Below are 13,508 nucleotides of genomic sequence, written 5' to 3'. Positions count from 1 at the left end.
AACTCGGCAGGTCCGACGTACTGGTAGCTCCGCCCCCGCATGCACATGATGGCCAATCCAGCGGCAGGCTGGGTCTCTTCAGAGCTAGGGGAGGTCGGCTCCGATCATGTCATTGGCCGTCACGACGAAGAAGATACAGAAGGCGAGGACAACGCCCAGGAAGCAGAGCAGACCGACCGTGCTCGCCGCGTGCTTGACGGGGCTGGGCGCCTGCGCGGTGGCGTTCTGGGGCTGCTCGGCCGTGTAGTACACGGTGACGAAGTCGTCCTCCACGGTCGTCGCGGGGCCGTTCGCCTCGTCGAAGCGGACGGGGGCGCCCCCGCGCGGTGTGAACTCGTAGACGTGGTGATGCGTGGTGGTGATGTGGCCGCTGTCGTTGTGGTGGCGTGTCGTGGTGTAGGCGCGCAGACAGCGGGCCTCCGCCGTCAGGCCGCTCGACCACGCCTGCTTCAGCTCCAGGGAGCGCCGGATCACCTTGACCGCCATCACGATCACCACCACGGCGATGAACGCCGGTACGACATAGAACATGAACTCCATGGCTGCCCCCGATTCACCCCGTGTGCGCCGCCCGGATTCCGGACGGTGTGTGCAGAACCTACCCACGGGGAGGACCGGGGAGCCTCAAGTCCCGCTCAGAATCCGGCGTCCGAGCGGTCGCCGGAGCCATCGGAAGCGGTGGCGATCTCGAGTGGCTCATGCCCCTCGGTGGGGCGGTGGCCGCTGGGTGGTGTCGCGCGGTCCTTCTCGGTCGTGATGGCGGAGGCGGACAGGAGCGTCGCGCCCGCGAGGCTGCCCCACAGGGCGGCCGGGCCGTGGGACGCGAGGGTGGTGATGGCTGCGGGGGAGACGGCGAGGCCGAGACCCGTGGAGAGTTCGAAGCGGGCCAGCGTACGTCCCAGGGCGTGGGGCGGGGCGAGGGCGGTGACGAGCGCGGTGGCGCTGCCGGCGTAGATGATCTCCCCGAGGGTGCACACGACGGACACCGCGGCGACGGCCGGCGCGCCCCAGCCGTGTCCCAGCGAGGTGGCCACGAGGAAGCCGAGGTAGGACACGGTGAGGACCACACCTCCGAGGGCGAGCACGGTCCGCCGGGGGTAACGGGAGAGCAGGACGGTGACCGGAACCTGGAGGGTGACCACCAGCACGGTGTTGGCCACGAAGATGGCCGCCGACCACACCGGGGAGGCGTTCAGCTGTGTCACCAGGATGAGGGGAAGCGCGATTTCGGGGACGTTGAGGCAGAAGACGTAGACCACGTTGGCGGCCAGCAGCGCGCGCATCCGGGGTGCGGGCACCTCGGCCTTGTCCTCGGCCGGGAGGGCGGCCGGACGCGCGTGCAGATGGACCGACCACGCCAGGACCGCCGCGGCGAGATAGGCGACGCCGGTGACGGCTGCCAGCGCCTGCAAGGCCGTGGTGCCGCCCGTCAGACAGACCGTGGCGAGGAGCGCGCCCACGCCCAGACCGGCGTTGCGCAGGGCCCGGCCGGCCGCGAGGGCGGCGTCGCGCTCCCGGCCGTGGGCGACGGTGGCCACCAGAGCCGCGTGGGCGGGTGGCCAGGCCTGGTTGCCGACGCCGAGGAAGAGTGTCGCCACCGTGAACAGCCAGACGTGTCCGGTCGGGGTCGCCAGCAGCAGCCCCACGCCCAGCATCCGCACGAGCATGGACGCTGCCACGACCGTGCTGCGTGCGCCCCGGTCCAGCCACCGGCCCACGGCGGGCATGCACACCAGCCCCGCGACGATGCCGCCGGTCATGGCGATACCGGTGACCGGTGCGGACAGCTTCAGCACGGTTACCCCGTAGAGCAGCAGGAAGGGCCGCAGCAGTCCGGTCCCGAGCGAGTCGACGGCCAGGGCGACGGCGTAGCGGGGGCCGCCGGAGGCGCGGACGAGGGCGCCGGGCCGGATCTTGGTGGTGGTTGCCATGGGTCCACGGTGGATCCGGCCGCGGGGGATGGCCGTGTCAGTTGACGGACACTGTCAATTGACGAGGTCACCGGCCATGGGATCGGGGATGCTGAGGGGGTGACGTTGAGGATCGACATCAGTGGCCTGCCGTCCGAGCGGCTGCGGTTCGCCGCTTCCCCGCTGGCCGAGCTGACCGCGATGCTGCACGTGCTGGCCGAACCCGGACATCATCCGCAGTACGCCCGCTGGGCGGGGGAGGTCTGGGCCGGGCTGCGCCCGGAACTGGCCGAGCGCCTGCGGGAGGCCGAGTTCCTCTGGCGTTCCTCACAAGCCGACTTCCTTCTCCCCGCCCGGCCCCGGCCCACCCTCGCCGAGGAGCTGGACGAGGTGGACCGGATCGACGACGACACCTATGTGACCGCCGCGCTCGTCACCACGTGCGGCGGGCACCGGGTCCCGCTCGCCGTGCGCTCGCCGCTCACCGACGCGGCCGCGCGCGGCCGCGCCCTGGACCTTGCCCAGGCCCGCGGACCTCGGCAGGAAGCCTTCGCGGAACGGCTGCTCGCGGACCCGGCCGCCGTACGGGGGCGGGTGCGCCACACCCTCGAACAGTGCGCCGAGGCCTTCTTCGACGCCGCGTGGGCGGACGTGGCGGTGCGGCTCGCCACCGACCTGCGGCTCAAGAACGACCTGCGGGAGCGCCAGGGCATCGCGGCGGCGCTCGCGTCGGCCTCCGGCGCGGTCACCCTGACGCCGGACGGCGCCTGCATCGTCGTGGACAAGCTCCAGGACAAGGCGACCACCGCCCGCGACACCGGCGTCACCTTCATCCCCAGTGTCTTCGGCCACCCGCACCTGGTGGTGGTCCACACACCCGGGTGGCAGCCGGTGGTGCAGTACCCGGTGGCCGAGTCGAGTCCAGCGGAGCCGGTATCGCTGGAAACGGTCACCCTGCGGCTGGAAGCGCTCGCCCATCCGGTGCGGCTGCGGTTGCTGCGCACCCTGGCCCGTGGCCCACACACCACCGGTGAGCTGGCCCATGTCTGGGAGCTCACGCCCCCGGAGGTCTCCCGTCACCTGGCGGTGCTGCGCCACGCGGGTCTGCTCACGGCCCGGCGGCACGGTCGTTACGTCCGGCACACCCTCAATCTGCCCGACCTGACGGCGCTGGGCGCCGACCTGCTGGCCGCGGTGCTGCGCTGACGCGCTACCGCGCCGAGTCGGTGCAGGCCCGCCCTCATTCGGGCGACCCCGTCGTCCTGACGCGTGGCTTCCGGTTTCAGGGAGCGAGGACGGCGACGACCCGGTTGACCATGTCCTCCTCCGCGTTCAGGGGAGTCGGAGTGTAGGACAGCACGAAACGGGTGCTCAGGTCGCGGGTGGCGAACATGCGGGTGCGGTATCCGTAGGTCTCCCCGGTCTTCCCCCAGAAGGTCGTGCCGCGCACGGTGGCCGCTTGCAGGCCCATGCTGTAGCGGGCCGGGCTGCCGTCCAGCATACGTACCGTGGGCGGGGGCAGGGTGAAGACCTTCTTCCGCGCTCGAGGCGGCAGGAGTGCTCCGCTGAACAAGGCGTTCTGGAAGCGGAAGAGGTCCCTGGCGGTGGAGACGAGTTCACCTTCACCCCATGAGGAGGACTGGTCGTACCGCGTGATGTCGCGCAGACTGCCGTCGGTCATGCTCAGATACCCGTGGACATGGGACCCGTGCATACGGGAATCGTCGCCCGGGATCAGGGTGCCGGTCAGATCCAGGGGGCGCACGATGCGCTCGGCGATCGCATCACCGTAAGGATGCCCGGTCAGCTTCTCCACGAGCAGTGCGAGGAGTACGTAGTTGACACCCCGGTACTCCTGCTTCGTGCCGGGGACGAACTTCAGGGGTGCGTATGTCACCGTGTCGACCAGGCGCTGTGGTGTCCAGTGGTCGAAGCGGTGGTTCAGGACCGCCTCCGGTGTGCTGAGGTCCGGCACCTTCCGGTGGTCGGGCAGGCCACTGGTGTGGTGGAGCAGATGTGACACCGCGATGCGGTCGAATCCGGAGGGCATGGAGAGCTCGGGAAGGCAACGAGTGACCGGGGCGTCGAGATCCAACCGGCCTTCTGCCCAGAGCTGGAGGACGACCGTCGCCACCAAAACCTTGGTCACGCTGCCCGCCCTGAAGCGGTCGTCGGCGCGCACCGGACGCTCGCTCATCACATCGGCGACGCCCGCGCTGCCGTACCAACGCCCTCCCGGCCATGCCGCCAGCAGCTGTGAGGCGGTCGCCCGCGGACGGGAGAGATCGCTGATGGCGGCATGGAGGGCCCGCGGATCGACGGCCGGAGCGGCCGTGGCAGGAGCGCTGCTGCCTCCCGTGGCGAGAGTGAGAGCACCGATGGCGGAAGCGCCTGTGAAGGCGCGTCGGGAAAGACACGTCATGGTGATCGATGGTTCCGCTCGCCACGCCCCGTGGCATCCGGGGCGCCCCTGGCGGAACCCTGGAACACCCCTGAGAGCGAGCGGGAGGGCCACACCCTATGGTCTGCCGTACGCGGCCTGTCTTCCCGCCGTCGTCCTTCCTCCCTGGGTCATCCCGAGCCCTGGAGACCGGCCGGGCCGGGGGCGGGTGGCTGGAAGCAGGCGGTGACATCCTTGCCGCGAGGACAGCGGTAGATGTGCCAGTCATCGGCCAGGGCGTCGATCAGCAGAAGACCGCGGCCACCGAGAGAACCATCGGTCGGACGGCGCGGGTCGGGCAGCTGAGGAGAGGCATCGTGCACGGTCACATGCAGGCACTTCTCGTCCCAGGTCAGGATCAGCTGCGCGGAGCTGCGGGCATGGATGTGAGCGTTGGTGACGAGTTCGGACACGGTCAGCAGGATGGAGTCGGCGAGATCCGGTGCTCTCTCCAGCCAGCCGATCGTCGCCAGGTGCGTACGTGTCCAGTCCCGGGCGGTCTTCACCCCGCGGTTCACCGGCAGCGAGCGCGCCCATCCCACAGCCCGCAGCGAAGAATGCTCTGTCACGGTTCCTCCTCCAGCCGGTCGGGCAAGGTGTCTGTTCCGTCTGCCCACGGATCGGCAAACCCATCGGGTCCGGAGGCCACGAACTTCAGTCCGGATCGCCCGTGGAAGGTGAAAGCGCCGTCGGCCCCCTATGGGGATCATTCACCCGGTCCGGGGGGACGGCTCAGGGGGCTTGTAGGGAGTCCCTTAGTTTCCCCGGTTCACCGTTTCGGTCGTCCGAACGTGACTTCAGGCCGATGCACGGCGAAGAACCCGGCGTCCGCGCACGTCGGCCGTGACGCGGAGGCGATCCGGAACGCCGTCACACGCGGCTCGCGCCGTGCTGCGGTGCCGCGATACTCGAAACGGAATCCGGGCATATCCGCTCGGGCCTGATCTGGGAGGGGCACCGACGTGGCGTCCGTGGCGGAGAGACTGAGCAGAGCGCGGGAACGTGCCTTCATCGGCCGGGAGGAAGAACTCGGACGCTTCGGCGACGCATTGGCCGGGGATCCGCAGGCGCCGTTCGCCTTCTACCTCTACGGTCCGGGCGGAATCGGGAAGTCGTCGCTGCTGCGGTGTCTGGCGGACGAGGCCCGTACGGGGGGTCGGCTGCTCCTCGAACTGGACGGTCGTTTCATCAGCCGGGACCCGGCCGATTTCGAGCGTGCGGCCGACCCGTTCCTGGACGTCGCCGGCACGGTCCTGCTCGTGGACTCCTTCGAACACTGCCAGTGGCTGGAGAGCTGGCTGTGGCAGCGATTCCTGCCCCGCGCCGCTGACGACACCCTGGTGGTCCTGGCCGGCCGGCTGGCGCCGCAGCCGCAATGGACCGCCGATCCGGCCTGGGCCGGGGTCCTGCACGTCCGTGAACTGGAGCCGTTCTCCGATGAGCAGGCCCGGAGCCTGCTGGCCGGTGCGCGGATCCCGTCCGCGCTGCGGGAGCGGGTGCTCCGCTTCGCCGGGGGGAACCCTTTGGCGCTGTCCCTCGCGGCCGCGGCGGGAGCGACGGGCTGGAGCAACGAGGAGATATGGGCGCCCTCGGCCGACGTCCTGCGGACCCTGCTGGCGGGGCTCATCGGAGAGGTGCCGTCGGCGGCCCACCGCCGCGCCCTGGAGGTGGTGGCACAGGCGCATTCGACCTCCGAGGAACTGCTGGCCTCGGTCCTGCCCGAGGAGGACGCCCCCGCGCTGTTCGCATGGCTGAGGGATCTGCCCTTCATCGAGTCCACGCCCCGCGGGCTCTACCCGCACGACGCCGCACGCGAGACCCTCGCCGCCGATCTGCGCTGGCGCGCGCCCAACGCCTTCACCACGGTGCGCCAGCGGCTGGCGGAGGAGTATCTGCGCCTGCTGCGCGAAGCACCCGAGGAGCGGGTCTGGGTCGTCACCGACGAAATCTTCTACCTCTTCCGCGAGTTGGAGAGCCTGGCACGGCTGCGTGCGTGTTCCCGTGAGAACGAGGTGCACGAACGTCCCCTGTGCCCGGATGACATCGATGTCGTGCTGCGCATGGCCGAGGAGACCGAGGGAGCCGAGTCGGCGGAGCTGGTGCGCTACTGGATCCGGCGCCAGGCGGACGGGTTCAGCGTCTTCCGCTGCGTCGCCACGGGCCGCCCCGTGGCGTTCACGGCCCGCATCGTCCTGCCCGCTCCGCCCGACCCCGAGGATCTGGCCACCGACCCCATCGTCGCGGCCGCATGGGCGCACACGGAGGCCACCACGCCGGTGAGCCCCGGCGAGCACATCGGCATGACCCGGTTCTCCATCTACCCCGAGCACTACCAGATCCCCTCGCGGGTCATCGACCTGAGCAACTCCCGGGCCCAGGCGGAAGCCGCCCGTGCCCGAGGCCGCGCGCACGGCTTCGTCGTCTACCGGGACGCCGAGGTCTGGGCCGAGCGTTTCAAGGGCGTCATGCACGACACCGGTGCGCGACCGCGGGTCGGTGGGCACACCTACGGGCTCTTCAGCAACGACTGGCGTCAGGTGCCCGTCGAAACCTGGTTGCGTCATCTGATCACCGCCACCGAAGTACCCGCCCCGTCCGGTCCGTCGGCCTTCTCGCGCCCGGTGTTCGACCAAGCCGTACGGGAAGCCCTCTCGCACTGGCGTGACACGGGGTCCTTCGCCGCCTGTGCCCTGATGCGGGCCCGACTCGCCGCCGACCTGGGCGATCCCGCCGAAGAGCTGCGCGCCCTGCTGCGCCAGGCTGTCGACGACCTCGGGGCCGATCCCCGCGGTGTGCGCGCCCGCGAGGCCCTGACGGCAGGCTACTTCTCCGGAGCGCCCACCCAGGAAGCCGCCGCCCGCCGTCTGGGCCTGCCGTACGGCACCTACCGGCGCCATGTACGCCAGGGCCTGGATCTGCTCTGCGCGGCATTGTGGCACCGGGAACTGCACGGCGTGCCTCGATAGGAGCGCGTTCCTCCTCGCGTGGACAGGTGCGGACACTTGCGTGGACAGGTGCGGACAGGAATGGACAGTCCTTGCGTCTGTCCGGTCTGGAAAGTGGACACCGTCCGCCATGAGTCTGTGCGGCATGAACGTTGCACGCACGCAGACGGATCCGGCGGCAGCCCGGGCTCCCCGGCCGGGAGTCGCACTCGCGGCGCTGGCCGCGGCCCAGTTCACCGTCATGCTCGCCACGTCGATCGTGAATGTGGCGCTGCCTCAGATCCGCTCCGGGGTGGGGTTGTCGGATGGCGGGACCACCTGGGTGGTCAACGCCTACGGCCTGGCGTTCGGGGCGCTGCTCCTGGCCGGCGGTCGGGCGGCCGATCTCCTGGGCCGCCGCCGGGTGCTGATCTGGGGCCTCGGACTGTTCTCGGTGTCCTCGCTGACGGCGGGACTGGCCGCCTCCCCGGGGCTGCTGATCGCCGCGCGTGCCGTTCAGGGCCTCGGTGCCGCGGCCATCGCCCCGGCCGCGCTGGCCCTGGCGATGGGCCTGGTCCCGACCGCGTCCGGGCGGGGCAGGGCACTGGGGGTGTGGGGAGCGGTCTCCGGTGCGGGAGGGGCGGGCGGAGTCCTGCTGGGCGGCGTCCTGACCCAGGCATGGGGCTGGCCCTGGATCTTCCACTCCGTGGCGCTCGGGGCGGCGTTGGTCCTGGCGGCCGTAGCCGCGCTCGTCCCACGGGAGGCCGGAGGGGAAGGCGGACGGAAGGCCGGACGGTTCGACCTGCTGGGCACTGTCACCGTCACCCTCGCGCTGACCTGCCTGGTCTGGGGACTGACCGCCGCACGGGGCACCGGCTGGACGGACACCGGGGTGCTGGGCGCTCTCGTCGGCGCCGCCGCACTGTTCGCGGCCTTCGCCGTGATCGAGCTCCGCCGACCCCATGCGCTGCTGCCACCACGTCTGTTCACCACCGGCCGGGTCGCCGCGGGTAATCTGCTGATGGCACTGCTGGGCTCGGTGTGGATCGCGCTGTTCTTCTTTCTGCCGCTCTACCAGCAACAAGTCCTCGGATCAGGGCCCCTGGCGACCGGGGTGGGCCAACTCCCGCTCGCCGTGGCCAATATGTTCGGCGCGGCCGTGGCACCCCATATCTCCCGGCGCATCGGCGCCCCCGTCACGGTGACCGCGGCACTGCTCACCGAGGCGGCGGGCCTGCTGTGGCTGTCCCGGATGAGCGCCCACGGAAGCTATCTCACGGACATCCTCGGCCCCAGCATCCTGGTCGGCTTCGGTCTGAGCGTCGCCTTCGTCCAGCTCACCGCTCTCGCCGTCGACGAAGTCCCGCCCCAGGACGCGGGGCTGGCCGGTGGGCTGGTGAACACCACCCGTCAGGTCGGAGGCGCCATCGGCCTCGCCGCCCTGGCGACCCTGGCCGGCTCCGTCACCGCGGACGCCGCGGCCCGTCAGCCGCACCTGGAGGCGCTCACCGCCGGCTACCGCGCCGCCTTCACGCTCTCGGCCGCGGTCCTGGCCGTCACCGCCCTCCTCGCGCTGGCCCTCACCCGCCGCACCGACCCGCGAACCGTGACCACCGCCCCTCACCCGACCCCCGAACCGCACACCCCCCGAATCCCCTGAACCGACGGGACCGGCGGAGCGGACCCGACCGACACATCCATGCCCATCGAGAAAAGAGACACAGCCATGACCACCATCGACGAGACCGCCCCCGTCATCGTCCGCCTGGACACCGTGATCGATGCTCCTCTCGCGACGGTGTGGGAGCTGCACACCGACATCGCGGCCTGGCCCACCTGGAACACGGACATCGACGAGGCCGAGCTCGACGGCCCGCTGGCCCCCGGCGCCTCCTTCAGCTGGCGGACCCACGGTCTCAGCATCACCTCCACCGTGTACGAACTGGTTCCCGGTGAGCGGATCGTGTGGGGCGGAGACGCCGACGGCATCGCGGGAATCCACGTGTGGACCTTCGAGCAGAACGGTGACCAGGTCACCGTCCGCACCGAGGAGTCCTGGAGCGGCGCACCGGTCGAGGCCGCGGTCGACCAGCTGGCGAAGGCTCTCCACGACTCCCTGGAGAGCTGGCTGGGACACCTCAAGACCCGTGCCGAACAGTCGGCCTGACAACTCCCCATCACACCACCGAGACGAGGTTCCGCCATGACCGCTGAGAAGCCGTACCTGAACGGCCACTTCACCCCCGTCGCCGACGAGGTCACCGCCACCGGGCTGACCGTGGAGGGCACCCTGCCCCCGGAGCTGTCCGGCCGGCTGATCCGCAACGGCCACAACCCCAAGCCCGGTGTCACCCCGACGCACTGGTTCAAGGGCAGCGGCATGGTCCACGGGATCCGGCTGCGTGAGGGCCGGGCGGAGTGGTACCGCAACCGCTGGGTGCGCACGCCCGCCCTCGACGGCGCCCCCTATATGACCGAGCACGGGCCCGATCTGACCGCCAGCGCCGCCGGCACCCACGTCATCGAACACGCCGGACGCCTGCTCGCCCTCTGCGAGGCCAACGTCCCCTTCGAGCTCACCCCGCAGCTGGAGACGGTCGGCGCCTACGACTTCCGCGGCAAGCTGCGCAGCGCGATGACCGCGCACCCCAAGGAAGACCCGGTCACCGGGGAGCTGCACTTCTTCGGGTCCTCGCCCTTCCCGCCGTTCCTCACGTACTACGTCGCCGACGCCAAGGGCGAGATCGTGCACAGCGCCGAGGTCGAGGGAGCGACCGCCTCCCTGAAGCACGACTTCGCCCTGACCCGCCACCACGTGGTCTTCGTCGAGGGCAATGTCACCTTCGATCCGGCCGAGCAGTCCGGTATCCCCTACAGCTGGAGCGACCAGCAGCTCTCCCGCATCGGTGTCATGCCGCGCGGCGAGGACGGTGACCGCCACATCCGCTGGTTCTCCATCGAGCCGGGCAACATGCTGCACGTGGCCAACGCCTACGAGGACGGCCAGGGCCGTATCGTCCTCGAGGGCCCCACCGTGGACCGCGAGGGATTCCAGCTGTCCTGGAACTGGTGGGTCGGCGCCCCCGGACGCGGCACCGAGCCCGTCGCACGCTCCTACACCCGCCGCTGGGTGGTCGACATGGCCGCCGGTACCGTCGACGAGCAGATCACCGACGACCTCGCGGTGGAGTTCCCGACCCTGAACGAGGACTACCTGGGCGCCGAGAACCGCTATCAGTACGCCATCTCCTTCCCCGACGAGAAGGGCTTCGGCGGCTATGGTGTCGTCAAGTACGACCGCACCACCGGCGCCCGCCGCATTCACCACGTCGGCGACGCCCGTATGCCCAGCGAAGCGGTGTTCGTCCCCGCGACCGGAGCCACCAACGAAGACGACGGCTACCTCCTGACCGTCATCTCCGACATCAAGCAGGACGCCTCGCAACTGCTGGTCCTCGACGCCTCCGATCTCGACCGGATCGCCACCGTCCACCTGCCGCAGCGGGTGAGCTCCGGACTCCACGGCTCCTGGATCCCCGACAGCGGCCTCGATCTCGCCGACTGACCCCAAGTTCTCCACGTCACCGCGGACCGGGGCCCTCGTCAGTCGTCTCGACTGGCCTCCGGCCCGGCGCTCAGATGGGGTGGGGCGACAGCGATGACCTCCCCAGGTGCAACGCTGCCGCCCCGCCCGGCTCTGACTACGCGCGAAGGCCCAGCTTTTCGTCTGGGGTGTTCCCTGGCCGTTGTTCCGGCATGATCTCACCGCTGTCGCTAGGCATTCCGCCAGTCCTCCGGCGGCGGCCGCGTCTGCTGGCCGTCGGCGGAGCCGGTTCTGTGAGCCATCCGCAGCAATGCGGCCCGCGCTCGCATGCGCCTGCCGCCGGCTCACCCACCCCACGCTGGACAATCGGACCGGTCACGATTCAAGGGCTGGTCCGAGCGCATCGAGGGGAACGAGCGATGGACAGAGCTGGACGTCCGGACCGTAGAGCGCTGCTGGTCGCCGGACTGGCCGGCGGCACGGTCGCGCTTTCGGGGTGTTCCTCGGCGAGGCCTGCCCCCTCGGGGAACAATGCTTCGCCGACAGCGCGGCCGACCACGCCCGCCACCGCGTTCGCCAGGCTGATGAAAGGCAACGAGCGCTGGGTCAGCGGAGACCTTCACCACCCCGACCGGGATCCGAACCGGCGTCAGTTCGTGGCCCAGAAGCAGGAACCCTTCGGGGCGATCCTCGCGTGTATCGACTCCCGAGTACCGCCAGAACTGCTCTTCGACACCGGCCTCGGCGACCTGTACGTGATGCGCACGGGCGGTGAGGCCGTCGGACCGGTGGTCACGGGCTCGGTCGAGTACGGGCCCCTGACGAGCGGCACTCCACTCATCGTGGTCCTCGGACACCAGCGCTGCGGCGCCATCAAGGCGGCGTACACCTCCCTGCGCGACGGCAAGCCGCTGCCCGGCAATCTGCAGGCGATCGTCAAAGCCCTGCAACCGGCATACGAGTACACGGTCCGCAAGCGCGGCACCGACCCGGTGGAGACCATGGCCCGCGCCCAGGTCACGCTGACCGCGGCCGAACTGCGCTCCAACCAGGCCCTGGCCCCGCTGGTGAAAAAGCGTGCCCTTGCCGTGGTCGGCGCCTACTATTCACTCGATACCGGCACGGTGGAAATCCTGGCCGGAGCGCCCTCCTGAACGGTCGGGAGGGACACATGAGAGAGGGTGCTTCCCCGGGCTCCCGTCTGCCGAGGACGCTGAGCACCTGGCAGGCGATCGGTCTGTCCATGGCGCTGATGGCACCGAGTATGGCCGCCAACATCAACCCGCAGGGCACCGAGCGCTCGGTCGGCCGGGCCGTGCCGCTGGCCTTCCTCCTGGCGGGAGTGGCGGTGCTGCTCGTGGCGTATGTGTTCGTGCGGTTGTGCCAGCACTTCCACAGCGCCGGTTCGGTCTACGCCTTCGTGGGCGCGGCTCTGGGACCGCGGGCGGGATTGATCGCCGGATGGTGCCTGCTGGGCGCGTACATCCTCTTCGGTGTGGTGACGTCATCGGCAGCGGGTGTGTTCGGGATCGCCTTTCTGCAAGGGGTCGGTGTCTGGGAGCACCCTGTCTGGTGGTCCCCTTTCCTCCTCGTCGCGGTCGTACTGGTGGCAGCGCTGGGACTCAGTGTGTCCCCGGCGAAGCGCGGCACCCGTGTTCTCCTCTCCGTCGAGGGCGTGACCGTGGCGCTCATCCTCGTGGTCAGTACCGTCGTGCTGGTACGACTGATCTCAGGGAGCGCGCCGGAAGGCCAGCGCGTCACTCTTGACGTCTTCCGGCCCCAGCCGGGTACGAGCTGGTCGGAGCTGTTCCTCGGTGTGGTGTTCGGCTTCCTGTCCTTCGCGGGTTTCGAGGCCGCGGCCACCCTGGGGGAGGAGGCTGCCGAACCCAGGCGTGCCATTCCGCGAGCCATCCTGGCCACCGCGGTATTCGGGGGCCTCTACTTCACGTTCGTGACGGCCGTCGAGGTGATGGGGTTCGGGGTCGGGAAGGCCGGGCTGGAGGCCTTCGCGGCCTCCTCCTCACTGCTGGGCGACCTCGGCGAAACCTATGTCGGCTCATGGGTCGGCGACTGCATCACCCTTGGTACGACGGTCAGTGCGTTCGGCTGTTGCCTGGCGTCCATGGTCGGAGCGTCGCGGGTGACGTACACACTCTTTCGTGACGGGGTCGGCAACCGTGGCCCTGGCCGCCTCTCGGCCACCGGCACCCCAGGCGTCTCCGCCGCGCTGATCGCCGGTGTCATGGGCTTCATCATGCTGGTCTGTGCCACCGTGTTCTCCGCACGGCCGATGGACACCTTTCTGTGGAGCGGGACGGTGGGCACCCTGCTCCTGCTGGTGGCGTACGCGTTGACCACGGTCGGTGGGATCTGGTTGCTGTTCCGTCGCGTGATGCCGGTGGCCGCCTGGCAGATCGTGTTTCCGCTCGGTGCACTCGCGATCCTCGGATACACCCTCTACCGGAGCGTGTTCCCGTATCCGGCCTCGGGCGCGGCGCGGTGGTTTCCCGTGGTCTCCGGCGCCTGGGTGCTGGCCGCGATCGTCACTGTCTTGGTGGCACCCGCGTGGACGCGGCGGATGGGCAGCGCGCTCGCCGAGCACGAGGGCATCGCCGCGGAAAGCCTTCCGGAACCGTGACGGCACTGTCCGGGCTCGGCTCGACGCGGTGTCGGCTCGTGGGCTCGGTCCT

The 13,508-nt window shown here is 70.3% G+C and carries 11 protein-coding genes; 7 read left to right on the top strand and 4 right to left on the bottom strand.

The window, feature by feature from the left end:
• Positions 1-84 precede the first annotated feature (84 nt).
• Positions 85-531 (bottom strand): hypothetical protein, encoded by a 447-nt coding sequence (locus AC07FT_RS32240; protein WP_479179570.1) that lies wholly within the window; start codon positions 529-531, stop codon positions 85-87.
• A 104-nt stretch (positions 532-635) separates the two neighbouring features.
• Entirely contained in the window at positions 636-1,931 is a 1,296-nt protein-coding gene (locus AC07FT_RS32235) for an MFS transporter (protein ID WP_479179568.1), read from the bottom strand.
• Between the two features lie 99 nt (positions 1,932-2,030).
• Between AC07FT_RS32235 and AC07FT_RS32230 the strand changes: the two genes are divergently transcribed.
• Positions 2,031-3,116 carry a DUF5937 family protein gene (locus AC07FT_RS32230; protein WP_479179567.1) on the top strand — a complete coding sequence of 362 codons (1,086 nt, stop codon included), beginning with the start codon at positions 2,031-2,033 and terminating at the stop codon, positions 3,114-3,116.
• 76 nt (positions 3,117-3,192) lie between these two features.
• Here AC07FT_RS32230 and AC07FT_RS32225 read toward each other — a convergent pair whose 3' ends face one another.
• Entirely contained in the window at positions 3,193-4,332 is a 1,140-nt protein-coding gene (locus AC07FT_RS32225; RefSeq protein WP_479179565.1) for a serine hydrolase domain-containing protein, read from the bottom strand.
• 149 nt (positions 4,333-4,481) lie between these two features.
• Complete coding sequence (locus AC07FT_RS32220; protein WP_479179563.1) at positions 4,482-4,919, bottom strand: ATP-binding protein; 438 nt, start codon at positions 4,917-4,919, stop codon at positions 4,482-4,484.
• Between the two features lie 402 nt (positions 4,920-5,321).
• On the opposite strand from AC07FT_RS32220, the gene AC07FT_RS32215 reads away from it, so the two are divergent.
• From AC07FT_RS32215 to AC07FT_RS32190, 6 genes are all read left to right on the top strand, one after another.
• Complete coding sequence (locus AC07FT_RS32215; RefSeq protein WP_479179562.1) at positions 5,322-7,316, top strand: AAA family ATPase; 1,995 nt, start codon at positions 5,322-5,324, stop codon at positions 7,314-7,316.
• Between the two features lie 124 nt (positions 7,317-7,440).
• Complete coding sequence (locus AC07FT_RS32210; protein WP_479179561.1) at positions 7,441-8,934, top strand: MFS transporter; 1,494 nt, start codon at positions 7,441-7,443, stop codon at positions 8,932-8,934.
• Positions 8,935-9,000: 66 nt separating this feature from the next.
• Positions 9,001-9,441, top strand: a complete 441-nt coding sequence (locus tag AC07FT_RS32205; protein WP_479179560.1) for an SRPBCC family protein — start codon at positions 9,001-9,003, stop codon at positions 9,439-9,441.
• A gap of 36 nt (positions 9,442-9,477) precedes the next feature.
• Positions 9,478-10,839, top strand: a complete 1,362-nt coding sequence (locus tag AC07FT_RS32200; RefSeq protein WP_479179559.1) for a carotenoid oxygenase family protein — start codon at positions 9,478-9,480, stop codon at positions 10,837-10,839.
• 563 nt (positions 10,840-11,402) lie between these two features.
• Positions 11,403-11,972, top strand: coding sequence for a carbonic anhydrase (locus AC07FT_RS32195; RefSeq protein ID WP_479179558.1), 570 nt, complete (start codon positions 11,403-11,405; stop codon positions 11,970-11,972).
• Positions 11,973-11,989: 17 nt separating this feature from the next.
• Positions 11,990-13,456, top strand: coding sequence for an APC family permease (locus tag AC07FT_RS32190; protein WP_479179557.1), 1,467 nt, complete (start codon positions 11,990-11,992; stop codon positions 13,454-13,456).
• Positions 13,457-13,508 lie beyond the last annotated feature (52 nt).

The organism is Streptomyces sp. NPDC045899 (genome assembly GCF_056431485.1).
This window is presented reverse-complemented; position numbering and strand designations above follow the sequence as displayed.

Excerpts from the sequence above, each read along its gene's own strand:
- AC07FT_RS32240 (WP_479179570.1), bottom strand. The coding sequence starts at position 531 with ATGTTCTATGTCGTACCGGCGTTCATCGCCGTGGTGGTGATCGTGATG.
- AC07FT_RS32235 (WP_479179568.1), bottom strand. The coding sequence starts at position 1,931 with ATGGCAACCACCACCAAGATCCGGCCCGGCGCCCTCGTCCGCGCCTCC.
- AC07FT_RS32225 (WP_479179565.1), bottom strand. The coding sequence starts at position 4,332 with ATGACGTGTCTTTCCCGACGCGCCTTCACAGGCGCTTCCGCCATCGGT.
- AC07FT_RS32210 (WP_479179561.1), top strand. The coding sequence starts at position 7,441 with ATGAACGTTGCACGCACGCAGACGGATCCGGCGGCAGCCCGGGCTCCC.
- AC07FT_RS32205 (WP_479179560.1), top strand. The coding sequence starts at position 9,001 with ATGACCACCATCGACGAGACCGCCCCCGTCATCGTCCGCCTGGACACC.
- AC07FT_RS32200 (WP_479179559.1), top strand. The coding sequence starts at position 9,478 with ATGACCGCTGAGAAGCCGTACCTGAACGGCCACTTCACCCCCGTCGCC.
- AC07FT_RS32195 (WP_479179558.1), top strand. The coding sequence starts at position 11,403 with ATGAAAGGCAACGAGCGCTGGGTCAGCGGAGACCTTCACCACCCCGAC.
- AC07FT_RS32190 (WP_479179557.1), top strand. The coding sequence starts at position 11,990 with ATGAGAGAGGGTGCTTCCCCGGGCTCCCGTCTGCCGAGGACGCTGAGC.